At 40.0% G+C, this 26,979-nt stretch carries 21 protein-coding genes; 9 read left to right on the forward strand and 12 right to left on the reverse strand.

What is annotated here, in order from left to right; genetic code table 11:
* The first annotated feature begins 169 nt into the window (after window positions 1-169).
* On the forward strand, window positions 170-592 hold the full coding sequence (locus tag CWB80_RS20320; protein ID WP_054553792.1) for a hypothetical protein: 423 nt from the start codon (window positions 170-172) through the stop codon (window positions 590-592).
* 69 nt (window positions 593-661) lie between these two features.
* On the opposite strand, the gene CWB80_RS20325 is transcribed toward CWB80_RS20320, so the two are convergent.
* The 3 genes from CWB80_RS20325 to CWB80_RS20335 all read right to left on the reverse strand — a co-directional run bounded on the left by CWB80_RS20325 (window position 662) and on the right by CWB80_RS20335 (window position 2,721).
* Window positions 662-1,579, reverse strand: coding sequence for a DUF5700 domain-containing putative Zn-dependent protease (locus CWB80_RS20325; RefSeq protein WP_138601335.1), 918 nt, complete (start codon window positions 1,577-1,579; stop codon window positions 662-664).
* A gap of 75 nt (window positions 1,580-1,654) precedes the next feature.
* On the reverse strand, window positions 1,655-2,236 hold the full coding sequence (locus CWB80_RS20330) for a hypothetical protein (RefSeq protein ID WP_138601338.1): 582 nt from the start codon (window positions 2,234-2,236) through the stop codon (window positions 1,655-1,657).
* Between the two features lie 50 nt (window positions 2,237-2,286).
* Window positions 2,287-2,721, reverse strand: a complete 435-nt coding sequence (locus tag CWB80_RS20335) for a GNAT family N-acetyltransferase (RefSeq protein ID WP_138601341.1) — start codon at window positions 2,719-2,721, stop codon at window positions 2,287-2,289.
* Between the two features lie 435 nt (window positions 2,722-3,156).
* Between CWB80_RS20335 and CWB80_RS20340 the strand changes: the two genes are divergently transcribed.
* Window positions 3,157-3,576, forward strand: a complete 420-nt coding sequence (locus tag CWB80_RS20340) for a tetratricopeptide repeat protein (RefSeq protein ID WP_054553788.1) — start codon at window positions 3,157-3,159, stop codon at window positions 3,574-3,576.
* Between the two features lie 66 nt (window positions 3,577-3,642).
* Here CWB80_RS20340 and CWB80_RS20345 read toward each other — a convergent pair whose 3' ends face one another.
* From CWB80_RS20345 to msrA, 4 genes are all read right to left on the reverse strand, one after another.
* On the reverse strand, window positions 3,643-4,731 hold the full coding sequence (locus CWB80_RS20345; RefSeq protein ID WP_054553787.1) for an HlyD family secretion protein: 1,089 nt from the start codon (window positions 4,729-4,731) through the stop codon (window positions 3,643-3,645).
* Window positions 4,732-4,745: 14 nt separating this feature from the next.
* A complete protein-coding gene (locus CWB80_RS20350) occupies window positions 4,746-6,074 on the reverse strand; it encodes a glycosyltransferase family 2 protein (RefSeq protein WP_138601343.1) in 1,329 nt (442 codons plus the stop codon).
* On the reverse strand, window positions 6,071-7,477 hold the full coding sequence (locus CWB80_RS20355) for a TackOD1 domain-containing metal-binding protein (protein ID WP_138601346.1): 1,407 nt from the start codon (window positions 7,475-7,477) through the stop codon (window positions 6,071-6,073). The genes CWB80_RS20350 and CWB80_RS20355 overlap by 4 nt, the downstream gene beginning before the upstream one ends.
* Window positions 7,478-7,753: 276 nt before the next feature.
* Window positions 7,754-9,031: a peptide-methionine (S)-S-oxide reductase MsrA gene (gene msrA, locus CWB80_RS20360; protein ID WP_138601349.1), complete on the reverse strand. Its 1,278-nt coding sequence runs from the start codon at window positions 9,029-9,031 to the stop codon at window positions 7,754-7,756.
* Window positions 9,032-9,188: 157 nt separating this feature from the next.
* Between msrA and CWB80_RS20365 the strand changes: the two genes are divergently transcribed.
* The 5 genes from CWB80_RS20365 to CWB80_RS20385 all read left to right on the forward strand — a co-directional run bounded on the left by CWB80_RS20365 (window position 9,189) and on the right by CWB80_RS20385 (window position 16,408).
* Window positions 9,189-10,712: a leucyl aminopeptidase gene (locus CWB80_RS20365; protein WP_138601352.1), complete on the forward strand. Its 1,524-nt coding sequence runs from the start codon at window positions 9,189-9,191 to the stop codon at window positions 10,710-10,712.
* A gap of 152 nt (window positions 10,713-10,864) precedes the next feature.
* On the forward strand, window positions 10,865-11,533 hold the full coding sequence (gene pxpB, locus CWB80_RS20370) for a 5-oxoprolinase subunit PxpB (RefSeq protein ID WP_138601355.1): 669 nt from the start codon (window positions 10,865-10,867) through the stop codon (window positions 11,531-11,533).
* Entirely contained in the window at window positions 11,530-12,465 is a 936-nt protein-coding gene (locus CWB80_RS20375; protein ID WP_054553781.1) for a 5-oxoprolinase subunit C family protein, read from the forward strand. Before pxpB ends, CWB80_RS20375 begins: the two co-directional genes overlap by 4 nt.
* A gap of 368 nt (window positions 12,466-12,833) precedes the next feature.
* Window positions 12,834-14,501 (forward strand): asparagine synthase B, encoded by a 1,668-nt coding sequence (gene asnB / locus CWB80_RS20380; RefSeq protein ID WP_138601358.1) that lies wholly within the window; start codon window positions 12,834-12,836, stop codon window positions 14,499-14,501.
* A gap of 332 nt (window positions 14,502-14,833) precedes the next feature.
* Window positions 14,834-16,408: a BCCT family transporter gene (locus CWB80_RS20385; RefSeq protein WP_138601360.1), complete on the forward strand. Its 1,575-nt coding sequence runs from the start codon at window positions 14,834-14,836 to the stop codon at window positions 16,406-16,408.
* Window positions 16,409-16,512: 104 nt separating this feature from the next.
* On the opposite strand, the gene CWB80_RS20390 is transcribed toward CWB80_RS20385, so the two are convergent.
* The 5 genes from CWB80_RS20390 to trhO all read right to left on the reverse strand — a co-directional run bounded on the left by CWB80_RS20390 (window position 16,513) and on the right by trhO (window position 24,597).
* A complete protein-coding gene (locus tag CWB80_RS20390; protein WP_138601362.1) occupies window positions 16,513-17,220 on the reverse strand; it encodes a 3'-5' exonuclease in 708 nt (235 codons plus the stop codon).
* Complete coding sequence (locus CWB80_RS20395; protein WP_138601364.1) at window positions 17,220-19,118, reverse strand: DUF294 nucleotidyltransferase-like domain-containing protein; 1,899 nt, start codon at window positions 19,116-19,118, stop codon at window positions 17,220-17,222. The genes CWB80_RS20390 and CWB80_RS20395 overlap by 1 nt, the downstream gene beginning before the upstream one ends.
* 84 nt (window positions 19,119-19,202) lie before the next feature.
* A complete protein-coding gene (locus tag CWB80_RS20400) occupies window positions 19,203-22,280 on the reverse strand; it encodes an efflux RND transporter permease subunit (protein WP_138601366.1) in 3,078 nt (1,025 codons plus the stop codon).
* A gap of 2 nt (window positions 22,281-22,282) precedes the next feature.
* Window positions 22,283-23,299 carry an efflux RND transporter periplasmic adaptor subunit gene (locus tag CWB80_RS20405; RefSeq protein WP_138601369.1) on the reverse strand — a complete coding sequence of 339 codons (1,017 nt, stop codon included), beginning with the start codon at window positions 23,297-23,299 and terminating at the stop codon, window positions 22,283-22,285.
* A 290-nt stretch (window positions 23,300-23,589) separates the two neighbouring features.
* Window positions 23,590-24,597 (reverse strand): oxygen-dependent tRNA uridine(34) hydroxylase TrhO, encoded by a 1,008-nt coding sequence (gene trhO, locus CWB80_RS20410; RefSeq protein WP_138601372.1) that lies wholly within the window; start codon window positions 24,595-24,597, stop codon window positions 23,590-23,592.
* Between the two features lie 199 nt (window positions 24,598-24,796).
* On the opposite strand from trhO, the gene CWB80_RS20415 reads away from it, so the two are divergent.
* Together CWB80_RS20415 and CWB80_RS20420 are read left to right on the forward strand one after the other, a co-directional pair.
* Window positions 24,797-26,122: a DEAD/DEAH box helicase gene (locus tag CWB80_RS20415; protein ID WP_138601378.1), complete on the forward strand. Its 1,326-nt coding sequence runs from the start codon at window positions 24,797-24,799 to the stop codon at window positions 26,120-26,122.
* A gap of 2 nt (window positions 26,123-26,124) precedes the next feature.
* Window positions 26,125-26,955, forward strand: a complete 831-nt coding sequence (locus CWB80_RS20420) for a CvfB family protein (protein ID WP_138601375.1) — start codon at window positions 26,125-26,127, stop codon at window positions 26,953-26,955.
* Window positions 26,956-26,979: the final 24 nt, after the last annotated feature.

Here is a 26,979-nt window from a genome sequence, read left to right on the forward strand (position 1 = left end):
CTGACGGCTGACGGCTGACGGCTTAAAACTAATTCATTACATTAGACTAAAGTCTATAGGTTAAATTTCTTCATCTATTAGGTCATTTTTTATCGTTTGTTGAATTTGCAGTGTTCAATTAAAGTTCATTTGTCGGCGATTGATACCGACTCAAATAGAGGAAATGATTATGTTTAGTACACTTATGAAACGCGTTGCAGTTAGCTCATTATTAACTTGTTCAGCTATGGCAGTGGCTGATCAAAGTGACTACAAATTAATGGTTATTGATCAATCTACACAAGCAACAGTAGAAACAAATCGCCAATACGAACTAGCATTTAACCAATGCGCATTAAGTGTTCAAGCAAAGAATTTTAAAGAAGCTGAAACACTTTGCTCTAAAGCAATCAGCTTACTAAGCAAGAGCAAGGTACCTGCTTATAAACGTCGTGAATTAACCTCATTTGCATTAAGCAACCGCGGTGTAGCTCGAATCATGTCTGAAAACGACACTGCTGCATTGTCTGACTTTTACGAAGCAGTACAAATTTCAGGTAACGAGCTAGTCGAGCACAACTTAACGCGTGCGAAAAAGAACTTAGCATTATAAGTTTTCACAAAATTGTGTTGTCACAAAACCCAGCTTCGGCTGGGTTTTGTCGTTTAGGTGTTTCGTTTTTTAGTCTTCCGCTTTTATCAATAAATCAAGTTCTTTTAGCAATAGGCTCTCTACTGTCTTTTTATCCATTTTAGCCAATTGCTCTAAGCTGTAATTCTTGCCAATTTCTTTCGCTAAAATATAACCTAGGTAATAACCTCTTCGGTATGGCAGCTTTGTCTCGTCCTTTGCGAAGTTGAAAAATGAAGAATATATTTCAGTTTTTTTTGAGTAAAACTTTTTCTTAAGGTCAACGAAAGAATCGAGGTGCCTTGCTCGAATCTTTTTCACCAAATTGCTAGGTATGTTTAGCATCAATTCATCATCACTGGCTGACGGAGTTAATTTATGTGAAACGTAAGTAGCTAATCCCTCAGTCCAAATAGAGCACCATAGCTCATCCTTACATTGAAATAATTTTTCATGATAAACGTGAAATAACTCGTGATGAAAGAATGGCGTATCGTTTTTCCAGGTATGATACTTGGCCATAAGGTCTACACCAAACATTAAGTAAGTCTTACCATTTAACTCTCGCGTTGCCCCATTGAACCTTCCTAATGAGTGAAGTATGTAAATGGGGATTTCAGATTTGAAATCAGGGAAAGTAGCAATAAATGATTCCATACTGCTGTTTAACTCTTTAGATAAACGTCTATTTTTTGAAAAATATACTTCTTCTATTCCACTGAAACCCTCAATAGCTTTAACAAAGCTTTTATCACTATAAAAAGGCGCAAATTGAGAGGTGAAATGTTGAGAAAACTGCTCGGCTCTATTTTCTGCAGTCAACGTCTTGCTTGACTGATATAAAGTATAAAAATCATCAGCGAGATTAATGACTTCAAAATCAGCTGACTGCTTGTTAGCAAGCGCATTAAATGAAAGCACACCAAATATGAAGATAGAGAGTAGAAGAAATTTAGAGAATATTTGCATAATTATAGTCAGAATTATTTGTTAGGTTAAAGTCGAATATGTTGAAGATTCGATAATTCATGTCTAAGTGGTTGGTTACTCAGACAATGCCTGTTTGTAACTTAAATCAAAATGTTTGAGTAACTGATTCAAGTAGTTCAGATTTATCTGGTTAGGTTTAAAGCTTTGCCCCTTTTCAATATTTGCTATGTGTTGTTTTAGTTTTGCTTTGTCTTTATTCCAAAAAGCGATGTTTCCTAGTACAAAGTCATTCCAATACATTTTTGAACCACTTAGCTTTTCATTGGGATGCAATACTTTTTTAGCGTGAAAAACCGCTTGTTGATAGTCACCCGCTAACCCTTCCATTTGAGCTAAATGCCAAGTTAATGAGCTTTCATTTGAATTATTATGAGAGATATAACGTTTTATCAGAATGGCAGCTTCAGCATGGCAACCTGATTTTTCTAACAATCTAAAACCGGCATCGTACGTCTGATCAAATTGTTGGTATGTTAGGCTCAAATCGTCTTTTAACCTTTCTTCAAGCTCAACTTTACAGTCAGCAAAGCTTACATTTGATATAATTAAAAACCCGATTGATGAGAGTCCTGTTTTCATAATTCTGTCCTTAAATTTGCTAATGCCTGTATAAGATAACACTGCAATCAAACGCAAGTTCACCACGAACTGAAAGTATTTGATTCCATGTAACCTTTAAATTGTCGTTATTTCTCTAGCTCATGATAAACATTTGGATTCCAAATTTGCATAAACATCTCTGGATTTTCAATTGGTTGAAAACCATATTGCGCGTACAAACCATGCGCATCTTTTGTTGCCAATACCATACGTCTCAAACCTTGAAGCTCGGGGTGAGATACTATGCTCTCAACAAGCCACTTGCTCAAACCTTTACCTCGATGGCTTTCTACTATGAATACATCGGAAAGATAAACAAATGTTGCTTTATCTGTTATAAGGCGGGCAAAACCTACTTGAGAATCATAGCTGTCATAGACTCCAAAACAAAAAGAGTTTGAAATGGCAGTTTCTAGCGTCTGCTTTGGTATTCCGGACGCCCAGTAGCTTTTTGAAATAAAACCGTAAATTACTTCAAAATCGAGATCAGTTTTATTTGTGCTAATTCTATATCCTTGCACCAGTATTCCTTCTTACGGTTTATCATGATAATTATGAATTTATTGCTAGTCTGCGTACCACAATAAACTCTTGTTATTTAAGATGTTTAGTTTTAACAAAGTTACTAACCAATTGCTACTGTCCAAACATTAAGACTGTGCCCCTTTGACCTAAATATATTTTAAACCACAATTTACGGACCCAAATAACATTTCTATATAAGAGACAGCATTAAATTTATCAGCACTCAACTCAGCTAATTTGTTACTTCAATACAGGAATAAAACAACTTAACCTCCTCTACATCACAGTAAAATTTCGAATCCTGAGTAATTACTCTATAGATTAAATTTCTTCATCTATCAGTTTTAATTTAATCGTTTGTTTAGCTTATGGGAATATTTTAAAGTTCACTCGTTGGCAAGAAACACCAACTTATTCAGAGGAAAACTATCATGTTAAAAACACTTGTAACCACTATTGCACTTAGCTCTTTATTAACTTGCTCAGCGATGGCAGTAGCCAAACAAGCTGATTATAAACTGATGGTTATTGAGCAAGCTCAAACGAACGATAATGCAACTAGCCAATACGAAACTGCCTTCAACCGCTGTGCATTAAGCGTTAAAGAAAAGAATTTTTCAGAAGCGGAAAGCCTGTGTACACAAGCAATTTCTCTTCTAAGTACAAGTAAGGTACCTGGTTACAAACGCCGCGAATTAACTTCGTTTGCACTTAGTAACCGTGGTGTTGCCCGCATCATGTCTGAAAAAGATACTGCTGCACTTTCTGACTTTTATGAAGCGGTGCAAATTTCTAAAAATGAACTTGTTAATCACAACTTAAGTCGCGCAAAACAAAACCTAGCGCTGTAAAAGTTCCCCCAACCAAATTGTTGTCGAAAGCCCGGTTCTTGTGTGTTCTGACCGGGCTTTTTTTATTTAATGTTTGGCAAATAAATCTGACATCCCCTTCATTGTGATGCGATCAAATTGAATTTCTACAGGTAATCCTTCTATGTGGTATTCTGCTGGAATATCTACTTGCAAAATAAGTTTTAAAGCGGCTTTTTCGCCTTCGAATGGACCCGAAAGCTGCGGGGGTATCTTACTTGTAAGCTCTGTATATTCATTAATTACAGCATCAAATTTTTTACCATTTGGAAGTTTTACAGTCGCTTTTTGACCTATTTTTGAATACTCCAAAAATTTTGGTGCAAGATAAGCATGAACTCTTAGTTCTCTGCCGGTATCTACTGAAAATAATGGTGAGTTTTGATCTACAAACTGACCATCTTGCACAAAGATATCGTTAATATTTCCCGAAAACGGAGTTTTAACAACAAGGTTTTGTTGCAGTGCAGACAACTTTGCAAATTCAATTGAAAGATCTTGATAGCGTTGCCCCTTTAATCCATACAAGCGTTCCATTTCTTGCCGCTCTTTCTCACGCAAGATATCAACTTTTGTCTGTTCGTAACTTAATTGAGCACTGTTAAAAGCAGCTATTGCGCTTGCTAAATCAGAAACGGGGACTATTCCGCGGCTTTTATAATCTTTATACGTATTAAGTAATTCTTGCTGCCTTTCAACGCCTTCTTTTGCGACTCGCTTTCTTTGTTCTAGCTGCGTCATAATTGTTTTGCTAAATGGTATCTGTTGTTGAGTTAGATTTAATATTTGTCGGTCAACTTCTTGATACTGCCCTGTCAATTCAGGGTTATATAATGTGAGCAATATTTCATCTTTCATCACAGAATCACCAAGGTTAACGTCAACAAATTCAATAGTTCCTTTACTTGGAGCTTTAATCAGAAGCGGTTCAGTCGTAATGATACCAACAGCTTCAACCTTAAGTTGTGGCACTAAATAAATCCATGCGACAATACAAATAGGGCTCAATGCAATCAGAATTAAAAAATACCAGCGTAATTTATGTGATGTTCTTTTTGCTCCAGCATATGGAACTTTAATTCCTTTTTCTTCATTCGGATTGTTGACCTTTGCAGTGCTATTAAAATGCAATTTCATATTATTCCCTTAATCTAAAATTTTTGACCACGTTTAAGCACCCACCAAGGTGCCATACTAGACTCTTCATGCGACCGCCGGAATACTTCATTAACCAGCGCAAAGCAACATACTAGGCGCATTATAAATGCATAGATGGGATAGAGAGGTAACCAGAGGAATAGTGTAAAATCTTGCTTAGGCCTTTCTGAAACACTAACTAAAACTAACAAATAAAAATAGCCGATAGTTAGAAGGTATAAGGCATAAATGACGAATATTAATGCTAGTGAGAATTGCCAAGGATAAATAATAGCAACCCCAACAAAATACACAAAAATGACAAATGGCAACATAACGTTTTGCAAGTAACCATAAAAAAGTGTAAACAAAAAATTCTTCCAGCCTAAAAGCTTAGGTGAAAAAGCTGGCCAATGTTTACGCAAATATAAAAACAGCAAGTCCCCGTCCCAACGTAATCTTTGCAAGACAAGCTCTTTAAATGATTGAGGTGCGTCTGTATGTGCAATCGACGCAGTCGCGTAAGGTATTTTTAAATTAGGGTAGCGTTTAAAATACTGTTTGATACGAACTGTTAGATCTAAATCTTCTGCAGTATGAGTATCCCAACCTCCTATTTGTTTTAAGAAATCACGTCTAAATGCACCAAATGCACCTGAAATGTTGTTAATTAAATTACATTGAGCTAAGCCAGTTTTACCACCCTGCATCGATATTAAGTATTCGATTGCTTGCATTCTAGTCCATAAAGTTTTATTCACATTACGAACTCTTAAAGCACCTCCCACAGCAGGTACATTAGGGTCTTCAAATAACCTGACTAAATTTGCCATCATATCATTGTCAAATGAAGTATCCGCATCAACATTGACGATAATTTCACCTTTAGCATAGGATAAGCCTGCGTTTAAAGTTGAAACTCGCCCTCCCCGCTGCCATTTTGGTAATAAAACAATCTCACGATTTTTGCGTTTAAATAACTGCTTACATTCTTTAGCTACATGGTAAGTGTGGTTATTTTGAACAGCACCATCTATTACAGCAATAATTTCAATTTTACCTGGGTAAGTTTGTTCAACGAGTGACTGAATGGTTTCTTTAACTGCATCCCCTTCTGCATAACAAGTAATAACACAGCTAACTTTTGGTAAATAAAATAATTTAGTATTGTTTATACGTGTCTTTTCTTTAGTCCATTTAATTATGCCAAACGTGATTATTAAAAATAGCGGCAACTCATAGATAAGGTATAAAGGAATAAATTTTACTAGAACTAATACATTACTTTGTACATAAAACATAATTTGTTCAGTAATATGTATTAAAGTGCTGAGCGTACTCATAAAACACTCTCCTGCTGAGCTGCAAATTGTTGCTCAAGCCAAACACCTATTTCATCTGGCATTTCTTTTGATGGAAGTGGAATGCCTTTAATCGAAAGTGAGAAATCGCTATTTTTATTGAGTAAAGAAATCCCTTTTAATTTTTGATAAACAAAGGATAAATGTTCAATTGTTGTATTAGGTAACATTAAAAGTAATGTATGCTCTCCTGCTAAACAGCAAATATCCGTGGTCCTGATACTCTCGTTAATTCTGCTCTCAAATTCGTCTATTAATTGAATAGCACGTGCTTCACCATTTTCTGCAATAAATTGCGCGAGGTTTTTTAACTCTATCTTAACTATTGAGTGTGTTTGCTGGTGCCTTACGGCAAGTTGGTTTTGCCACTTAACCACCCATTCGAAATGTGAATAGTTAATAGAGTCAGTGCTGGTTAAATTAAAATTGTCAAAACGCTCACCAAGTCTAATTAAACTTTTACCTTCCATTGATATGTTGTAACTATGAATGTTCTGTACTATTAACTCATCAACTTGATTACTGGTCTGACAGTGGAAGCATTTAGCAATAACGTCAGCATCTACAAAGCTAGTATGGCATTGGTTACATTTCTGGTTTTCTATTGGGCGATCATAGTCAACGCCAATGTGTCTCAATTTTGTATGGCAATTAGGGCAGCTTAGCCCGATACCCTCTTTAAATTTAGATTCGCCATTTACATGACCACAGTTAAAACAGTGCAAACTAGATACACTGGCAATATCAATACTTTGACAACTTGGGCATGAATCAACATAATTTAAGTGCCCTGATTGGCAGTGTCTACAGTAGCGAACACGGTCGATTAACTTATCTGTCTGTAAGAGTTTTCTTCTATGGATACTCGACAACCATGACATCGCATCTTTAGTGTTAACCCCGAAACACTCTAAAAGCGGATAATAATAAACACTATTAATGCTTAAATCATGAACAGGTAACAAGCTATTATCTTTATAAATCCACATAAAAGACAAAAGCTTAGTTAAAGCTGAGTCGACTAAATTAAGACTTAGATTTAAACTAGTTGCGCGCGTTATTACGGAGTTATAAAAATCATCACTTTGTTTATTAAAAAGACCATTTGCAAGAGCTTCTGATAAATAACAAGGCGTATTTACCAAAATACAGCTTTGCCATAACAGTTCGTGCTTACGGATTTTCTTGAGCGCTTCGCCTTGGTTTACAATGTTGTCAGCAAAAACAATAAGTGGAAAATGAGATTGAGCTTCAAAAGCGGAAAAAAAGTGCTCTACATCGTTAAATACTGTGAATTCGTGTCCGTAAACTAAAAAATCAATATCCTTAAGCTCACCAATCCAAATTTTTTGTAACGAAATATCATTTAATTGCTGTTTATTCATTTACCCTCCATGAAATGAACTATTGTATTCATACCGCATTCTAAACTGTTTTTATATAAGGTACGATCAGACTTTTCATATAACTGGTAATTTATGGTTTAAATTAACTAGTCAATAGCTTATAAAAATAAGAAGGTATGATTGAAATCTATATTTAAAATAATATTTTATTGTTATTAATTGAAATGTAAACTTTATGTTAATAAAGAATTGTATGAGGTAGCTTTTAATATAAAAGCCAGCTCTGAAAGCTGGCTATAAATAAGTTCTAACTTATTAAGTTTCATCTCTTGGCACAAAATCAAGCACTGTTGCATTAATGCAGTACCTGTTTTTACCTCTTGGCCCTTCACCAGGGAACAAATGCCCTAAATGAATACCCGAGCTTTTTGATTTAAGCTCAATACGTTGCATGCCATAACTGTTGTCTTCATGCATAGTCACACTGTCTTTAACTGGATGAGTAAATGAAAGCCAGCCTGTGCCTGAGTTAAATCTATCTCGGGTATCAAAAAGCGGCGCACCACTTAGCTTATCAATGAAAATTCCATCAGGTGTGTTTTTAAAGATATCGTACTGCTTACAAAATGGGCTGTCAGTTCTGGCATGAAATGCAACTCTAAAGGCTTCACTGTCACCTAGTTTAAATGCGCCTAAGGCTTTGTAAAACTCACCTTTACTGACATAGCCTTGGCGACCATAAACCTCTTCGCCATTTTCTATAAATAATAACGTGGGTGTTGCCCAAGTCGGCGTTTTAATCGTTAAACCATCAAGTTGATCAGCATGTCGGAAAGTCATAGGAATTGTCCCCATGTACTCATTAGCGACCTCTTTTTTAAACTTTTCACAGTATGGGCAATAACCTTTAGCATCTATCACTACAATTTGCTTACCTGCCAATAAGGCTGTGTTATCAACCTGCTGTTTTTCTACTGGTGTGAATACAACGCCCGTTGAATGATCAGGGCAATAGCCATTGGGGTTTTTCTTTAAATAATCTTGGTGATAATCCTCTGCAGCATAAAATACATCAAGCGGTTTTATCACAGTCACAATCTTGCCGTAGCCTGCTGCGGTTAATTTACTTTGGTATTCATCTTTAAGTGTATTAGCAACCTCGAGTTGCTCATTATTACTTACCAAAATTGTTGAGCGGTATTGAGTGCCAATATCATTACCTTGGCGATTTAGCTGGGTTGGATCATGATTTTCAAAATAATGCATTAACAGTGATTGTGTTGTTAACTCGTTGCTGTTGTATGTCACTTTAACAACTTCTGCATAATTGTTTTTATCAAAGCGTCGCGAGCTACGTGTTATGTTCTTGTAGGTCGCTTTAAAACCATGCCCATCGGCATAGCCAGATACCGCATCCAACACGCCATCAAGTGCTTCGTAACGTTTTTCTGCTCCCCAAAAACAACCTGAACCTAGCACAATGGTTTCAATATGCCCTGTTGCGTTATCTGGCATTGTTTCAGCTTTAATTGGGCTGGTGGTAAAAATGGCACTGCAAGTGAATAGTGTCAGTAACATCGACTTAATTGTCATACTAATTTCCTCTTAAAAGCCTGTATTTAAGACAGACCGCGCATAGGTATTAATAATTTCAACTTAAACGCATGCAAACAGCGATTCACCGCTAACAATTTAACTCTTAACCTTATTTACGGTAAAACACAGCTTTTTAACATTGGGATATTAAAAAATGAAAATTGCACACAGCTTATCTGCTATTGCATTAGGATTAACACTTGCTACGCAAGTGAATGCCGCAGAGTTCACTTTTGCAAAATCAATTAAACCGAACGACAACACACTAGTTTTATTTTTAGATACAGATAGTCAAGTTGCTAATTTTAATTATTTAAAGCCAGAAACCCAAACTCACCTAAATAAAGTCATTGAATTTAGCGACTTTAAAGCAGGTTATGGCAAAACGTTAGAAGTTATCGCACCAAACGGTAGCGACCATCAACGTATCTTACTTGTTGGCTTAGGAGAGCAGCCAAAACTAGATGCAGCAAAAATGGCAAAACTAGGTGGTAACGTTCACGCTAAATTGCAGTCGGCTAAACAAGCAAATGTTAGTCTTGATTTTTCAGAGCTTAAAGACAGCGCAATCAATGCTAAATATGCAGCAGAATTTGCACATGGCGCAAATTTACGTGACCACCGTTTTGAGCAATACAAAAAAGAACAAGACAGCCACGTTGTTAACTACACATTAGATGTTGATAATTTAGACCAAGCGGTCAAAACCCATAAACTACTACAAAGCATCGAACAAGGTGTATTTTTAGCACGTGACTTAACCTCTGAAGTTGCAACAGAAATGACGCCGGTTGATTTTGCTAAAGCGGCAAAAGAGCTTAAAAAGTTAGGTGTTAAAATTACTGTTTTAGAGCCTAAGCAAATTAAAAAGCTAGGCATGGGTGCACTTGAAGCAGTTGGTCGTGGTAGCGAAGAAGGTGCACGTTTAGTGGTTGCTCATTATCAAGGTAATAAAAACACCCCTATCGCGTTAGTAGGTAAAGGTATTACCTTTGATTCAGGTGGCTACAGCCTTAAAACAGGCGCGTCAATTGCCCGCATGAAATCAGACATGGCAGGGGCAGCTGCAGTACTGGGTACTGTTAAAGCAATGGCACTTGCTAAAGCCGACACAAACGTTGTTGCTGTAATGGGCATGGCTGCCAATATGGTATCGCAATTTGCTGTTGCGCCTGGCGATGTTGTAAGAACAGCCGAAGGTTTAAGTGTTGAAATTGTTAATACAGATGCTGAAGGTCGCTTAGTACTGAGTGATGCAATGTGGTATGCCCGTGACAAATACAAACCAAGTATTATGGTTGATGTTGCGACCCTAACCGGGTCTAAAATTCGTGCTGTAGGTAATGAATACGCGGCGGTTTTCTCTGATGATGATACTCTTGTTGAGCAACTAACTATTGCGGGTAAGCAAGTAAATGAAAACCTATGGCGTTTACCTCTAGGTTATGAAGATGCATTAAAGTCAGACATTGCTGATCTTAAAAACATCGGTTCACATGGCCCAGGTGCTACTACAGCAGCGAGTTTCTTACAAAACTTTGCCGGTGACACACGTTGGGTTCACATTGATATTGCAGGTAACGCGCTAAACTCTAAAGCAAAATATGAACTAGCTGAAGGCGGTACAGGCTATGGCGTACGTTTACTGTCTAATTGGTTACTAAATAACGCACAGTAATTAGACATTGCACTTTATCAAGTGGTTATAAACTATTATAGCCACTTGATTGTCTTGAGTTTTTCTAATTAACACTAAAGACACATTTACATCATCAACAAACAGCCTATATGCTAATAAGCATTAAGGGATAATAATAAGATTGATACGCAATGACGACGACCAAAAGTACACCTAAAATTATGGCGCTCACTACGCATAGCATCTTTTTTGATGCCTATGAAACAGCAAGCGACATACTCACTACGCAAAAGAAAATATGGGCATTAGCACAATATTGCCAAAGCAGTGATGACTTTGTTGATGTAGTCCCTGCCAATAATAATTTAACACTTTACCTGAAAGAGCCCGCTCAACTTGCTGGTTGGCTGCCACGATTACTTGAACAATGGCACGAACTTAAAGCTACTGACTTTAACTCACGTCATCATAAACTTGCGACTCGTTATGGTGGTGAATATGGGCCTGATATAGCACATGTTGCTAAACATCATAATCTGTCTGTTGATGATGTTGCTCAAATGCACAGCAGTGCCAAATACCACGTGCTTTTTTTAGGCTTTAAACCCGGTTTTGCTTATTTAGATGGTTTAAATCCACAACTTTTCACACCTCGACATGCTGAACCAAGGCTCTCTGTTCCAAAAGGTTCTGTTGCTATTGGCAGCAATCAAACCGGTATTTACCCTGAAAGCTCCCCTGGAGGCTGGCAAATTATTGGTCATACAGATTTTCGTCTATTTGATATCAATGCAGCCTCGCCTTGTGCTATCGAACCCGGTGATACTTTAGAGTTTGTTATTCAGGAGGTGTTAAAATGATCACCATCATCAAACCTGGCATGCAAATGTCTATACAAGATCAAGGCCGCACAGGCTCTCGCCATTTAGGCATTGGACAATCAGGGTGCATTGACCCTTATGCTCAAGTTATTACAAACCGTTTAGTCGGCAACGACGACAACAACCCCGTTATTGAAATCACTTTGGGTCTTGCCGAAATTAAGTTCGATAACGATTACTACATTGCACTGCACGGCACAGATATGAAAGCCACAGTGAATGGCAATGCTGTTGAACCAGGCTGGAGCTTTTACATAAAAAAAGGCGATGTATTAAAGTTTAATGCGGCGCGTCATGGTTTTAGAAGTTACCTTGCGATTGGCGGCGAGTGGCATTTACCTGAGCCAATTTTAGATTCTTACTCAACAGATATATTAGCAGGTTTTGGTGGCTTGACCGGTCAAGCACTACAGGCTGGCGATAGTTTTGATATAACGCCAAGATACAATACCAAAATTGGCTTAGGCGCTATGCTACCACCTAAAAGTACACAAATTCGTATTCATGCTGCACCACATGCAGCACTGTTACCAAAAGACACCATCGTTAACTTTATAAATCATTCTTGGCATGTATCGCCTAATAGTAACCGCATGGGCACACGGCTATTAAGTGATGAGTGTGATATCAGCCATGATGTTTCATTACCCTCTATGGCTGTCGCTCCTGGCTGTATTCAGCTTCCGCCAAATGGTGAACCCATAGTGCTATTAAACGATGCGCAAACAACGGGTGGTTACCCATTGCTCGGTACCGTGATCGAAGCCGATCTTCGTCACTTTGCACAATTAAAACCCGGTGATTTCCTTCACTTTAAGTTTGTTACACTTAAAGAAGCCCATGCAGCACAAGAAAAACTCACTGCGCACTTAAATCAACTTGCGATAGCACTGAACTATATTAATAAATAGCGTTAATTTATTGGTGTTTAAAAAGCGAGCAAAGAAAGTCTTTGCTCGCATTGCTTTAAAGCTTGTCTATACATTTAAAAAGGTAAAAACCCTATACATTCCTTTGCACCAAAGCGGTGCAGATTATTTACTAACAAAAGCCTTTATTCCAGACTCATTATCATCCAATTTGAACAAATCAAGCATTTAAACCGCTCACCCTTTAACCACTTACCCCATACTGGTGCAAAGAGGTTAGCGCAGGTGCATATTTTATTCTCAATTAATTAAAAAACCTGTGTGACTTAGGTAATTATTTCTGTTAAAACAAACATTCGCAGTTATATAAATTCTGTTAACTGCGCACATATTTGGAATGAGGAGTCACTATGTGTTCAATTTTTGGGGTATTAGATATTAAATCTGATCCCGCTCAATTGCGTAGCCAAGCAATTGAGATGTCAAAACTATTAAGGCACCGCGGGCCAGATTGGTCTGGCGTGTATTCATCAGATAAAGCTATTTTAGTGCACGAACGTCTAGCGATTGTTGGCGTATCGAGTGGTGCACAGCCTTTGTACAACCCTGAGCGTACAAATATTCTTGCTGTTAACGGTGAAATTTATAACCACAAAGAGCTAGCTGCTAGCTTAGAAACTGATTTTACTTTTCAAACTCAGTCTGACTGTGAAGTTATTTTGGCTTTATATAAGCAAAAAGGCCCTGAGTTTTTAGACGATTTAAATGGTATTTTCGCGTTTTGTTTATACGACGATGAGCAAGATGCCTACTTAATTGGTCGTGACCATATCGGTATTATTCCGCTTTATACAGGTCATGATGAACATGGTAACTTTTATGTTGCCTCAGAATTAAAAGCATTATCGCCAATTTGTAAACATATTGAAGAATTCCCTCCGGGTCATTTCTTGTGGAGCAAAGATGGTCAACTTCGTAAGTATTACAGCCGAGATTGGCAAAGCTATGACGCAGTTAAAGACAACGAAGCTAAATCAAGCGATGTTAAAGAAGGCCTAGAGGCAGCTGTTAAACGTCAATTAATGTGTGATGTACCTTACGGTGTTCTATTATCAGGCGGTTTAGATTCATCTGTTATCTCTGCTATCACACAGCGTTTTGCTGCAAAACGTATCGAAGATAATGACGAGTCTGATGCATGGTGGCCAAAACTGCATTCATTCTCTGTGGGTCTTGAAGGTTCACCCGATTTAGCAGCTGCGCAAAAAGTAGCTGATATGATTGGTACGGTTCACCACCCTATTCACTTTACTATTCAAGAAGGTATTGATGCCCTACGTGAAGTGATTTATCACATCGAGACCTACGACGTAACAACTATTCGTGCCTCAACGCCGATGTACTTAATGGCGCGCCAAATTAAAGCCATGGGTATTAAAATGGTGTTGTCGGGCGAAGGAGCTGATGAGCTATTTGGTGGTTACCTTTATTTCCACAAAGCACCAAATGCGCAAGAGTTCCATGAAGAGCTTAACCGTAAAGTCTCTAAACTACATATGTTCGATTGCTTGCGTGCGAATAAATCAATGGCAGCATGGGGCGTTGAAGCGCGAGTGCCATTCTTAGATAAAGAATTTGTAGACGTAGCAATGCGTATCAACCCAGAAGCGAAAATGTGTAAAGACGGTAAAATCGAAAAGCACATTATTCGTGAAGCGTTCGACGGCTACCTGCCAGACGACGTGCTTTGGCGCCAAAAAGAGCAGTTCTCTGATGGTGTAGGCTATAACTGGATTGATACGTTAAAAGAGTATGTGAACGAACAAGTTAGCGATCAAGACCTTGCTAATGCAAAATACAAATACCCGATCAATACGCCTGATTCTAAAGAAGCGTATTTCTATCGAAGTATTTTTGAAGAGCACTTCCCTGGTGATGCAGCTGCGAAATGTGTTCCGCATGGCAAATCTGTTGCTTGTTCTACTCCTGAAGCACTCGCTTGGGATGCATCATTCCAAAACAATGCTGACCCTTCAGGTCGTGCTGCTGGCGTTCATAACGACGCTTACAAAAAGTAGTAACTTTGTGCTGCAAGCCCTGTGTTAGCAGCACTTTCCTCTCAATTGAAATAATTTGCTTTGAAATAATACTGTCATCACATTATTCCTTTCGCTGCCTAATTTGTTCACAATTCCTACAAAAAGCGTAAAAAACTGCATTTATTCGGCTGTTTAGGGACAAAACCATTTACATTTTTTTTCGAGCTCCTACACTAAAGACTAAACTTTGGTACAAATTTAATTAGTCTACAAACTATTTTTGGGTTTGATACGTAAAAATAGTAATAGCCAAGCTTGTGCCAACCGGCCGTTTAGCTCTCTGCTAAATATAATCACAACAAGAGGTATTCATGAGCGAACATCATGACAAGTACAGTATCGACAATACCGACTACACTGTCGGACAGGACAATGTACAAAAATGGGGTTTTGATGTGCACAACCCTGTATTTGGCATTAGTGCTGGATTAATTGCCCTATTCTTAGTGGCAACACTTATTTCAGATGCTGAAACAGCAAAAACAACCTTAAATGGAATTAAAAACGACATTATTAATAACTTTGATGGCTTTTTTATGTGGTCAGCAAACTTATTCGTATTGTTTTGCTTAGCGTTAATTGTTTCACCATACGGTAATATCCGCCTTGGTGGTAAAGAAGCACGTCCAACTCATTCGCGTATTTCTTGGCTTGCAATGTTATTTGCTGCAGGTATGGGTATAGGCTTAATGTTCTGGGGCGTCGCAGAACCTGTCGCCTACTTTACAGGTTGGTACGAAACACCACTTGGTGTTGAAGCAAACACGCCGGAAGCCGCTAAACTGGCAATGGGTGCAACTATGTTCCACTGGGGTTTACACCCTTGGGCAATTTACGCTGTTGTTTCGCTTTCACTCGCATTCTTTTGCTATAACAAAGGTTTGCCGTTATCTATTCGTTCAATTTTTTACCCAATTTTAGGTGACAAAGCGTGGGGCTGGCCTGGCCACCTTATTGATATTCTAGCTGTACTTGCCACTCTATTTGGCCTTGCAACATCTCTTGGTTTAGGCGCACAACAAGCCGCTGCTGGTATTAATCACGTATTTGGTACTGATAGCGGAATTGGCTTAGAAATAGGCGTTATTATTGGTGTGACGTTACTAGCTGTTATTTCTGTTGTTCGCGGTATCGACGGCGGTGTAAAACTGCTTAGTAACGTAAACATGCTTATCGCTTTTGTATTACTCATATTTGTTGCACTTGTTGGGTTTTCTGCAGCATTTGGCAACCTTTCTAATACAGTAATGGGTTATGTTGAAAACATTATTCCACTGAGTAATCCTCATGGTCGTGAAGATGAAACATGGATGCATGGCTGGACTGTATTCTACTGGGCTTGGTGGATTTCATGGTCACCGTTCGTAGGTATGTTCATTGCACGCGTATCTGAAGGCCGCACAATCCGTGAGTTCTTAATTGCTGTATTACTAGTACCTACTGTTGTGACTATCTTCTGGATGTCAATTTATGGTGGTATCGCTATTGAACAAGTGATTGATAAAGTAGGTGTACTTGGTGAAAAAGGCTTAACTGATGTACCACTAGCTATGTTCCAAATGTTTGAAGCCCTGCCAATGTCGCAAGTGCTTTCATTCATTGCAATTGTGCTAGTACTCGTGTTCTTTATTACGTCATCTGACTCAGGGTCATTAGTAATCGACTCAATCACCGCTGGTGGTAAAGTTGACGCGCCAGTGCCACAACGTATTTTCTGGGCTACAATCGAGGGTGCGATTGCAGCTGCACTTGTTTGGATTGGTGGCACACAAGCAATCGAGGCCTTACAAGCCGGCGCCGTATCTACGGGCTTGCCGTTTACCTTTGTATTGTTATTAATGTGCGTGAGTTTAATTCTTGGTTTGAGAACAGAGCCAAGAAGCTAAGCACTAAACTTTAAATAATATAAAACGCCGCATTTTGCGGCGTTTTTTTATTGATAAGCTTTGCTCAAATTCAAAGACCCCACATAAAGTCGGTGCTTAGCACGCTATATGAGTAATTCGCTCAGCGGCGTATCTGGGCGGTAATGGTAAGCTATTTGCGCTTGTAGCAACTCTGCAGTGGCTGTGGCATCATTAAGCGCATTGTGGTTTTGATACGCTGGTAACGAATAACGAATGCGAGAGTCTGCTAAGCGCACAGAATCAAGCTTAGAATTAAATAATCGCCCTAGTAACCCCTGCTTTGCTTTAAGTGCGCGCGTTTCCAGATCTAGCGTGTCTATAACGGCAAATTCAAGCCCTTCGCCTAAACGGGCTTGCAACGCTTGATATAAAAAGTGCCGTTCAATGGGAGCAAAATGCACCACAATCACTTTGCCTTTTAATGCTGCTAACAGAGGCGCCATAATCGTTGAAAAGTCAGGTGCATCGCTCACTTCTGAGTGAGTTATACCATGAATAACAATCGACTCTTCAGCAAGCTTGCGCCTTGGTTGAACAATCCAATGTTGGCTATCTTTACAAAAAATTCGCTTGGTATTAAATGGAATTAAACCAACACTGACTATATCGTCATTTTGATAATTTAGACCGGTTGTTTCAAAATCAAGTGCTACTAAGGGAATATCACTAATTGGTGTGCTTAAATCACAAATAGCTGATTCATAAAACGCTTTGATTAGTGGCTGTTTGCTCTGTGTTAATAACTGTTGATACCGAGTCGGCCAATCAAGTTTTGCCCCTTGTTTTGCCATTACTTCATCCCTGAGTTAGCAGAGTATCTGAATTTTAGGAAATTCTGCGCTTTATCTAAAATGGCAAACGCCTCTTTAAGATTGCGCTGCTCAAAAGGAGAAAGTAAATGAGGCTCTAAGTCATTATCTGGCGCTTCATCAAGCTTTTCTATTTGCCACGCTTGGTGTCTTATTCTGATCATGGCAATGTACTCTAGGGCGTCTCGTAAATCTTGTGCTTTGCCTTCAGGAAGTAGTTTAGCTTCGATAATATCTTCTAAACGCTCGAATGAATTTTGTTTACGACTGCCTATCGCTAATGCATGCACGCGTATTACATCAGATAAAGGCGCTGTACCGCGGCGTTTTAAGTTCATAGAACGCTTGTGTTGGCCATTATGCTCTAACACAAAGTCTTTAAAGAAACCTAAAGGCGGCGTTCTGTTACGCGCATTCGCAGCAAGGTTTGCCAAGAAACGCTTATTCTTGCGCCCTTCTGTTGCGATAAAGCGTTTGAGTTCATCGGCCCATTTGTTTTTACCGTAAACACCGTCTAAATCAAAAAAAATCGAACTATGTAATAAAGCCTGCGGTTTAGGTTCGGCCATCCAACCTGCAAATTGCTCTTTCCACTGCTCGCGTGTTAAGCGCCACTTTTTAAATGACGCCATAATTTCACCTTCACAGTACTTATAGCCACATTCAGCTAAACCGTCACAAACAAAATCAGCCAAATTCTGAAAATACTCGTCATGTAATCCCTCGTTAAAACTATTATCAAGGATAATGGCGTTATCTTGGTCGGTCACAATTAATTGCTCATCACGCGCCATTGAACCTAAAGCGATGAAGCAATAAGGAACCGGCGGTGGGCCAAACTTTTCTTCAGCTAAATCAAGTAAACGCTGTTTGAAGGTACGCCCTATTACAGCCATTGCGGTACCAATCATGTGAGAGTTAGCATCTTCGTTAACCATACGAACAAATACATTAGGTAATTGCCTTGCATAGTGAGCTAAATCTTCAACCGATTGCTGAGCTAATATGCCGCGCACTAACAATAAGCTACTTTGCGACTCGTAGCGTAAAATATCCGATAACGAAATAACGCCAATCGGCTTTTTCTTAACAACCACAGGCAAGTGGTGAATGTTATCTCTGAGCATGGCCAGTACAGCTTCAAACACATACGCATTACTATCGAGTAGTATTAAGTCTTTTTGCATTATTTGCGCAGCTGGCGCTTCGTAACTTAACCCTTCAGCAATTACACTGGTGCGTAAGTCACGGTCAGTAATAATGCCAACAACTTGGCCGTCATCATCATCAGGATCATCACTGATTGGTTTATCGGCATCAGTAACCAGCACAGACGATACCGACTCTTGCGTCATTAATTGCGCAACCATTTGCACAGAGGCATCTTTTGCCACAGTGACAACATCACGATGAAGAAGCGACTTGACCTTGGCGGTTGTTAAATCGTTGCTGTCTGCCTGTTCAACAATTGCCTGATGAAGGCGCACATTACCATCGGCTTCAAAAAAGTCAGCAAATGTTTCGTATTCGTCGCAGTATTGATTAAACAACTCAACATTAATGCAATAAACTAAGGTGTCTTCGAGTGCCTTTGCCGGAAAGCGTACTTTGCGGTTCATCAGGAGGCCCATTTGCCCAAAAATGCCACCGATAGTTAAACGGTTGTATAAATCACCATCACGACGATATATCTCTACAGCACCTGTTCGAATAACAAATAAATCAGCGATATCCTCGCCATAATTTAGTATTTCAGTGCCTGCGCGAAAATAAGCGATTTCTACTTGTGATGCGAGTTTATTTACCGCCTCTTCAGGAAGATCATCAAAGGGAGCGTGATCAGAAAGAAATTGGGCGATATCGACGTGTTCGGCTTGCATACGCGTACCTAGTTTTAAACATTTGATTTAATTGTGAGGGTAATTGGCTATTTTTTCAAAGAAAAAATAGCCAATTAAGTAGGATTAAGCCTTTTCTAACTCTTCAGCCAGAAGTTTCGACTCATCACCTCTTGGTTTAGTAAAGCGAGCTAAACCAAGGTAAATAACTGGCGTTAAATAGAGAGTAAATAACACCGCCAGTGCTAAACCGCCAAATACTACCCAACCAATGGCGTTACGAGCTTCAGCCCCTGCGCCGGTAGATAAAATAAGAGGTAATGCACCCAATAAAGTTGAAACCAGTGTCATCGCTATTGGGCGAAGACGAACTAATGCGGCCTCTTCTACCGCCACTCTAACCGAGCGGCCTTGGTCACGTAATTGGTCAGCAAATTCCACCAGCAAGATGGCATTTTTAGCAATTAGACCAATCAGCATCACTAAACCAATTTGCGAGTAAATGTTTAATGATGTACCTGTTAGATATAACGCTAAAATTGCTGATGTAATACCAAACGGTACAGTGATCATCACAACAATCGCACTATTCACACTTTCAAATTGCGCTGCCAATACCAGAAGAACAATTAAAAAAGCCAGAACATAGGTCACTAATACTTCATTGGCGGTTTCTTCAAAGGTTAATGCCTCACCTTTAAACGCTAAGCTGATGCCAGCAGGCAGAGATTGCTCTGAAATATCACGGATTTTTGTAACCAGCTCAGCAATAGTTACGCCCTCAGGCATTTCCATGCTCAGTTCAATAGCACGGCGCTGCGCGTGGCGCTCAAGCTCTGCTGCAACACCTTCTTCAGTAATCGTTGCCACACTACTTAATGGCACTAACTGACCATTGCGGCCACCAACATACAAGTTAGCTAAATCGCTCGGGTTTGTGATGGTTTGGTTTTGTGCTTGCAGCATAATCGGGATTGATTGGTCACCAATGTTTAAATCGGCAATATCATCACCATTGATTGCAGCACGTAACGTTACTGAGATATCACTGAGCGATACGCCCAGCTCTTCAGCACGACGTCTATCAATATTTACCCGTAATTGTGGTTGTGAGGGCTGATATGAAATACGTACAGGAGCCACTTCCGGCACTGCTTTTTCAATTTCAGCAGAAAAATCTTGCGCGGCTTTAAATATCTCGAGGTAGTCTTGTCCCAATAAGGCAAGCTCAATTCCACCGCCTTGACCACGCAAGTTCAAACTATTTGAACCACCTGGGTAACCAGCCGCACCAGGAATATTACCTAAAGGTTCACGTATTTTATTGATAATTTCTTGCTGACTAAAATGACGTTCGTCCCAATGTTTAAGCGGCACAGTAATAAATACAATATTTGGGTCCCACTGCCCAACCACAGTGTAAATAGACTCAATATCACCACTTTCAACATACGGCAGTAAGATATCTTCCATTTGCACCGCTTGCCTGTCCATAAAGTTCAGGCCAACACCATCTGGACCACGGGCAAAAATACGAATTTTACCGCGATCTTCTGTTGGTAATAACTCGTTATCTAAATTGAAATACAGTGCCCCAGAGCCTGCAGCAACCAACAAACATGCAAAGAAGGTAATCCATGCATGCTCAAGTACACCGTGTATTGTGCGCTTATAAACAGCAGCTAAAACATGGCCAACTTTTGCAAATGGATGAAAACCGCCCTGCTTTAATTTCAGTTTTGATGTCAGTGCAGGTACCAAAGACAGCGCTACAAAACTTGAAATGATAACAGCGCCGGCTAATACACCACCAAACTCTCTAAATAGTCGCCCAGCTGTTGATGGTAAAAAGGCAATAGGCACAAACACCGCAGCTAATACGGCGGTTGTTGCCACAACAGCAAAGAATACTTCACGAGTACCAACCACTGCAGCTGCACGACGACCAAGACCTAAGCCCCGCTGACGTTGGATGTTTTCACTTACCACAATGGCATCATCTACTATTAGGCCAGTAGCTAACACGAGTGCAAGTAAAGTAAGAATATTTATTGAGAAACCAAGCGCCCAAATAAGTGCTAAAGAGCCAATTAATGCTACAGGTATCGCAAATGCAGGAACCAGCGTTGCGCGCCATGAACCAATAAATACCCACAGTGTGATCACCACTAACAGCACGGTAAGTAACAAGGAGTTAATAACTTCATCAACTGAGCTTCTGATAAACTGCGCATCGTCAGAGGTTAAAGTAAATTCCATTTCAGGAAAACGTACTCGCATGCGCTCGATTAAAGTTAGCACTTCATCAGAAATTTCAATGGTATTAGATTGCGCCTGACGAATAATTTCCATGCCAATCACAGGTGTGCCATTCAGCCTTACGAACGAACGCGGATCGGCAGGGCCAAAGTAAACAGCCGCAACATCGCCAATACGGGTATCATCTCGAACGATGATATCAGCTACTTGTTCAGCAGAGATTGACGTTGCATCAGCACGAACGATTACCTGTTGGTCGCTTGATTTTAAACTACCCGCAGGCACATCAAAGGGAGCTTGGCGAAGTACATTGGCAATATCTGGTACTGTAAGGTTAAAGCTGCTTAGCTTAAGTGGGTCGATACGCACTCTAAGCACCCGTTCGCGGTCGCCATTTAAGCGAACATCGGCAACACCAGGAATGGTTAAAAACTGCGGGGCTAAGTCAACATCAACACGCTCTGTCAACGCCTCAAGAGATAAGCTATCACTTGATACCGTTAACGATACAACCGCTTCGGCGTCGTTATCGGCTTTAATAATTGATACCCGTTCAACTTCTTCGGGTAACTCTCGCTGCACACGGGCTACCGATTCGCGTGTTTCGTTTGCAGCATCATCTAGATTAACACCGGGGCGAAACTCAACCACGATACGAGCATTGTTTTCTTCACTTTGCGCACGAATCGACTTTACACCACTTACCCTAGCAACTGCTCCTTCGAGCTTACTGGTTACTTCGGTATCTACGGTCTCCGGTGAACCACCAGGGAAAGACGCTGATACAGTTATACGTGGTCTATCAACATCAGGAAGCTCACGTACTTCAACCCCTGCTATTGCAGCAATACCGGCAATAATAATGAGTAAGTTAAGTACCACAATTAAAACAGGGCGACGTATCGCCATTGATGGTAAGTCTTCCATCATAGGTTGCTGTTTCATCATTACTCCTTGGCTAGCTGCACTTCATTGATGAAATTAAGCTCTTGATTAGGTCTTAGGCGCTGGACTCCTTCTGTCACCAATAAGTCACCTTCGTTTAAGCCTCCAGAGACTAGTAAACGCCCTGCTAAACGCTGCTCAATTTTTACATCAACGCGAGTTGCTTTTTTATCGACGCTCTTCCATACGTAAGGACCTGCTGCCCCCCACATCATTGCAGCTTCGGGTACTACGGCAAGCTCTTCACCTAGAATATTTATATGCACACGAAAGCTCATACCCGGCATAAATTGCTGGCCATTATTATCAAGTTTGGCTTTTGTTCTGAGTGTGCGGGTTTGCGCATTGATACGCGAATCAAGCTCAGCCACCTTAGCCGTGTAAGCTTTATCGCCTAACCAAGGCACCACTTCGACCGAAGATTTTTGTTTAAGCACTGAGATAGCGGCCTCTGGGGCGTTAAAATTGATATAAAGCTCAGAAATATCATCGATAGTGGCAATGGCTGTTTGGGTTGTGATCCTGTCGCCTACTTCGACGTCAGTTAAACCCATAACACCACTAAAAGGAGCACGAACTTCGCGGTCTTCACGCTCTGTTTTCGCTTGCATTAACTGGACTTTTGCAAGCTCATAAAGTGTTTTCGCATCGTCTAAATCACTTTGTGGCACCGCACCACGGGCGTGGCTTTCTTCAAGCCTTTTCATGGTGCGCTCAGCATCTTTTAAAGTAATTTCGGCTTCGATCAACGCAGCTTTTTGTCTACGTGAATCAAGCTCTAATAGTAAGTCACCTTTGGAAACGTTATCGCCTGGTTTAAAGTAAACAGCAGTGACTCTGTCCCCAACGGCTGGGTAAAGAGTGACTGAGTGAATCGCTTCTGCATTACCCACTGCTTTTATCTGTTGTTTAGACTTTTCAACAGACACTGATTCTACAACTACATTAGCCGCCTCAGCGACGGAAACACAACTAATACAGGCAATTAAAGTCCATGTATGTAATTTGCCAATTGTCAAAATTTCACCTAAATAAGAATCGTTTTAATTGTTACGAAGTGTAACAGCTTTGTGATCAATAAAAAGCTGACTTCGTTTAATAAACAATTAGCCAAGGTGAAATAAACCCATACATCGCCTGTGTTTTCTAATTAGAAACGACAATGTGATGAATCAACTTCTTTTAAGTGTGCTTCGCTTGCAATGGTTACCTACAGACAATCAGATCCATAACTTATTTGTTCTTTTTGACTAGGCATAAAAAAACCCCAGATTATGCTGGGGTTTCTATCAATTCATAAAGCTAACAATTACTGTTGGCGCTGCGCTTCTTTTTGCGCTTTTTTGGCTTCTTTACGCTTACGAAGAACTTCTTGCGCTTCGTTACCGATGTGACCTTCACCACGCGCTTGTGCTAACTCGATTTGCTTTTGACGCTCAGCAAAACGTGCGCGTTGCTCTTCTGTTAGGCTGTCATGACAGTGATGACACGATACACCTTCCATGTATTCAGGCTTTTGCTTTTCTTCTTCAGTGATAGGCATACGACATGCGTGACATTGGTCGTAAGAACCTTTTTGTAAGTCATGATTTACCGCAACACGGTTATCAAATACAAAACACTCACCTTCCCACATAGTTTCTTCTTTTGGTACTTCTTCTAAGTACTTAAGAATACCGCCTTCAAGGTGGAATACTTCGTCAAAGCCTTGCTCTTTCATGTACGCAGTTGATTTTTCACAGCGAATACCACCGGTACAGAACATAGCAACTTTCTTGTGCTTTTCTGGGTCTAGGTTTTCTTTCGCCCATGCTGGGAATTCACGGAATGTTTTAGTGTTTGGATCAACCGCATTTTGGAAAGTACCGATCTCGATTTCGTAATCGTTACGCGTATCGATAAGAATCACTTCAGGGTCTGAAATTAACGCATTCCAATCAGCTGGTTTTACATATGTACCCACTACTTCACGTGGATCGATACCTTCAACACCCATAGTTACGATTTCTTTTTTCAGTTTTACCTTAGTACGGTAGAACGGGCATTCGTCATCGTATGACTCTTTAGACACAATGTTGTCTAGGTTTGGTTGTGCATCTAACCATGCAAGTAGGTTATCGATACCTTCACGTTTAGCTGAAACAGTACCGTTGATACCTTCAGCCGCAAGTAACAAAGTACCGCGTACTTCATTGTCTTCCATTACTTTAAGTAATGGTTGGCGGATCGCTTCAAAATCAGGAAGGGCTACAAATTTGTAAAGTGCGCAAACAACAAAGTGCTCGCTAGTTACATTGTCTTTATGAACAGCAGTCATGGTTTTACCTTTTGCTTTAAATGCCCATGTGGGGCGTTAACCGAATCGCAAATCCGGCGCATTGAGGGCGCGTATTTTACGCGAATTAGTGATAATTGCAAAAACTGATGCGAAATAGCTGTGTTTTTACTGTCTCCAAGTGAGGCAAGTGCGTTATAATGAACAGGATTTACAAATTTTGCTCATCGGAGATTACGCATTGCATTTTACTGAACTTGGGATTGATACACGCCTCGAAAAACAACTTGCGCATCAAGGCATCACCCAGCCCACTGACATTCAAGCTCACGCGGTACCAACAGCTATCGCAGGCCATGATATTTTTGCACAGTCAAAAACAGGATCGGGCAAAACGCTGGCGTTTTTATTACCTGCTGTACAGCGTGTAATGAAACAAAAAGCACTCAGTAAACGCGACCCTCGCGTTTTAATCGTTGCGCCTACCCGTGAATTAGCAACCCAAGTGTACAGCCAATTAAGGCTATTAATCGCCGGTACAAACATTAGTGCTGTAAAAGTACTGGGTGGTGAAAACTTTAATGACCAAATTAAAGCACTGCGCAAAGACCCACATTTTGTAGTAGGTACACCAGGGCGTTTAGCTGACCATTTGAGTCAACGCTCATTACAGCTTTCAGGCTTAGAGCTGCTAATTTTTGATGAAGCGGACCGTATTTTAGATTTAGGTTTTACCGATCAAGTTAAAATGATCAACGAGCTTGCTGATCACCGTTTACGCCAAACGTTATTGTTTTCAGCAACGCTTGACCATGCGCAAGTTGATGCCCTGTCACGTAACCTTTTACGTTCGCCAAAACAAATTCTGTTAAGTGCTTCTAACGAGCAACATAGTGACATTACCCAGCAGCTTTATTTAGCTGATCATCTAGATCACAAAGAAGCCCTACTTGAGCACTTTGTAAAACAAGACAATGTCGGACAATGCATTATTTTCACCGCAACACGTGCCGACACTCAGCGTTTAAGCCAATTGTTAAACGCTAAAGGATTAAAAGCGCAAGCGCTTGCGGGTGACTTAACACAGGCCAAACGCCTTGAAATCATGGATGCCTTCAGCCGTGAAAACTTTAAAATCTTAATCACCACCGATGTTGCGTCGCGTGGTCTTGATTTATTAAGCGTGACCCACGTAATTAACTTTGACCTACCAAAACATGCTGAAGAATATGTGCACCGTATTGGTCGTACTGGTCGCGCAGGCTTTAAAGGAACTGCTATTTCGTTAGTAGGCCCGAAAGATTGGCCAAGCTACAAAGCAATTAAAGCATTTTTAAATGATGAATTAAGCTTTTTCACTGTAGACGGTCTTGTTGGTAAATTTAAAGGTCTGCGTGAGAAAAAACCAAACACAGTTTGGAAAAAAGCAGAGAAAAAAGTGGCTGCAAAACCTGTTAAACCAAAACGCAAAGCAGCCCCTAAAAAGCCAAAAGCCCCTATTCAAGCACCAATTGATGTAGATGGTTTTACTCCAATGCGCCGTAAGAAAAAGCCAGAACAGGAATAACAATGAGTATTTTAGGAACCACACAAACCCTTTTCGTTAACGAAATGTCTAACGAAGGTGCTTATTTAGATGGCCGTGATTTAGGCGAAGTATTCTTACCTAGCAAAGAAATTGATTACGAACTAGAAGCTGGCGACAGCGTGCAAGTATTTATTTACTTAGATCACGCAGGTCACCCAACCGGCACTACTAAAAAACCTTTAGCTGAAGTGGGCGAATATGCCCTACTACGTGTTAAAGCCATCAACAGCACCGGTGCGTTTTTGGATTGGGGTCTCGAAAAAGACGTACTTGCGCCATACAACGAACAAAAGCCAAAAATGAAAGACGGCTTTTCGTATCTTGTACGTTTATACCTAGATAACGCTAGCCAACGTATTTGTGCATCGAGCAACTTTAATAAGTTTTTATCGAAAGATGAACCAACTTACGCAACTATGGAAGAAGTTGACTTAATCATTGCCGGTAAAACAGACCTTGGCTACAAGGTACTCGTGAACGAAGCCCACATTGGCGTTGTTTACTACAACACGGTATTTAAAAAGCTATTTGTTGGCCAACGCTTAAAAGGCTTTATTCAAAAAGTACGTGAAGATGGCAAAATCGACGTACTACTTGAAAAGCCAGGCATGGGCAAAGTGAACGACTTAGGCGAAAAAATCTTAGCTAAATTAAAAGCCGAGGGCGGCACACTGCATCTAGGTGATAAGTCAGACCCTGAAGCAATTAAAAAGACTTTCTCAACCAGTAAAGCAAACTACAAAAAAGCCATTGGTGGTTTGTTTAAGCAAGGTTTAATCGAGATTGAAGCAACGTCGATTAGATTGAAATAAGTTGCGAGTTGCGAGTTGCGAGTT

Source organism: Pseudoalteromonas sp. S1650, assembly GCF_005887195.1.
Taxonomy (GTDB): Bacteria; Pseudomonadota; Gammaproteobacteria; order Enterobacterales; family Alteromonadaceae; genus Pseudoalteromonas; species Pseudoalteromonas simplex.

What these genes read in the sequence shown, in the direction of transcription:
- CWB80_RS20320 (WP_054553792.1), top strand. Translation starts at nt 170, where the DNA reads ATGTTTAGTACACTTATGAAACGCGTTGCAGTTAGCTCATTATTAACT.
- CWB80_RS20325 (WP_138601335.1), bottom strand. Translation starts at nt 1,579, where the DNA reads ATGCAAATATTCTCTAAATTTCTTCTACTCTCTATCTTCATATTTGGT.
- CWB80_RS20340 (WP_054553788.1), top strand. Translation starts at nt 3,157, where the DNA reads ATGTTAAAAACACTTGTAACCACTATTGCACTTAGCTCTTTATTAACT.
- CWB80_RS20345 (WP_054553787.1), bottom strand. Translation starts at nt 4,731, where the DNA reads ATGAAATTGCATTTTAATAGCACTGCAAAGGTCAACAATCCGAATGAA.
- CWB80_RS20350 (WP_138601343.1), bottom strand. Translation starts at nt 6,074, where the DNA reads ATGAGTACGCTCAGCACTTTAATACATATTACTGAACAAATTATGTTT.
- CWB80_RS20355 (WP_138601346.1), bottom strand. Translation starts at nt 7,477, where the DNA reads ATGAATAAACAGCAATTAAATGATATTTCGTTACAAAAAATTTGGATT.
- msrA (WP_138601349.1), bottom strand. Translation starts at nt 9,031, where the DNA reads ATGACAATTAAGTCGATGTTACTGACACTATTCACTTGCAGTGCCATT.
- CWB80_RS20365 (WP_138601352.1), top strand. Translation starts at nt 9,189, where the DNA reads ATGAAAATTGCACACAGCTTATCTGCTATTGCATTAGGATTAACACTT.
- pxpB (WP_138601355.1), top strand. Translation starts at nt 10,865, where the DNA reads ATGACGACGACCAAAAGTACACCTAAAATTATGGCGCTCACTACGCAT.
- CWB80_RS20375 (WP_054553781.1), top strand. Translation starts at nt 11,530, where the DNA reads ATGATCACCATCATCAAACCTGGCATGCAAATGTCTATACAAGATCAA.
- asnB (WP_138601358.1), top strand. Translation starts at nt 12,834, where the DNA reads ATGTGTTCAATTTTTGGGGTATTAGATATTAAATCTGATCCCGCTCAA.
- CWB80_RS20385 (WP_138601360.1), top strand. Translation starts at nt 14,834, where the DNA reads ATGAGCGAACATCATGACAAGTACAGTATCGACAATACCGACTACACT.
- CWB80_RS20390 (WP_138601362.1), bottom strand. Translation starts at nt 17,220, where the DNA reads ATGGCAAAACAAGGGGCAAAACTTGATTGGCCGACTCGGTATCAACAG.
- CWB80_RS20395 (WP_138601364.1), bottom strand. Translation starts at nt 19,118, where the DNA reads ATGCAAGCCGAACACGTCGATATCGCCCAATTTCTTTCTGATCACGCT.
- CWB80_RS20400 (WP_138601366.1), bottom strand. Translation starts at nt 22,280, where the DNA reads ATGAAACAGCAACCTATGATGGAAGACTTACCATCAATGGCGATACGT.
- trhO (WP_138601372.1), bottom strand. Translation starts at nt 24,597, where the DNA reads ATGACTGCTGTTCATAAAGACAATGTAACTAGCGAGCACTTTGTTGTT.
- CWB80_RS20420 (WP_138601375.1), top strand. Translation starts at nt 26,125, where the DNA reads ATGAGTATTTTAGGAACCACACAAACCCTTTTCGTTAACGAAATGTCT.